General features: G+C 38.1%; 1 pseudogene. It reads right to left on the bottom strand.

What is annotated here, in order from left to right:
- Window positions 1-428: pseudogene (locus ACS8FD_RS20870) on the bottom strand (response regulator); the annotation flags it as partial.
- Between the last annotated feature and the right edge of the window lie 262 nt (window positions 429-690).

Below are 690 nucleotides of genomic sequence, written 5' to 3'. Positions count from 1 at the left end.
AAACTAAATAACATAATCGCTGTCATTAGTGGCAACCAAAATTGATAGGATATCCAGCTTATATTGAGAGGTTGATGACGCAGTACGACATATATCTGATGACCGTTTTCAAGCTTAATTCTACCAGTTAATGTGTCATTATCTATCTGATACGAGCTGTTATTTGTAGTAGATGTTGAGGTAAGCGTAGGAAAAGTCACGCTAGTAAACTCGGTTTCTTGAGGTTGTATGTGATGATAAACATACGTTTGTCCAGACGGCAGCATAAAAATCAGCTGGTAGCTTATGTCTTGAAAAAAAGGTTTGGTAACGATGTTTTCGATTTCAGTTTCTGTCGGTACGGCGTGATTAATAATCTCATGCTTCAACGCTGCAAACACAACTTGGCTATGCGTCTGGCTCTGAGTTTTGAGCGTCGAAAGCATCATGGCATAGTATAAAGCCAGCATTATTAGCAGTGTCAAAATATAAAAGAGAAGCAGACGTTTTAATGACTGAAACTGTTGCATGTGGGTATGTTCCTATACCTGCGCGACAATACAGTGCGATGGTAAGCTAAAATAATATAATCTATTCGTTGGATAGGGCGCTTTGACAGCGCTATTATCTACAAACCTTTAGGCGTAAGGTAAAGGTTGAGGTATTAGTAAAAACAGTTAGGTAAAACTTTATAGTAACAAATTTGTCCCT

It is taken from the genome of Psychrobacter sp. 1U2, from assembly GCF_051847575.1.
The sequence above is the reverse complement of the archived record's forward strand: the minus strand, read 5'-3'. Positions and strand labels throughout refer to the sequence as shown.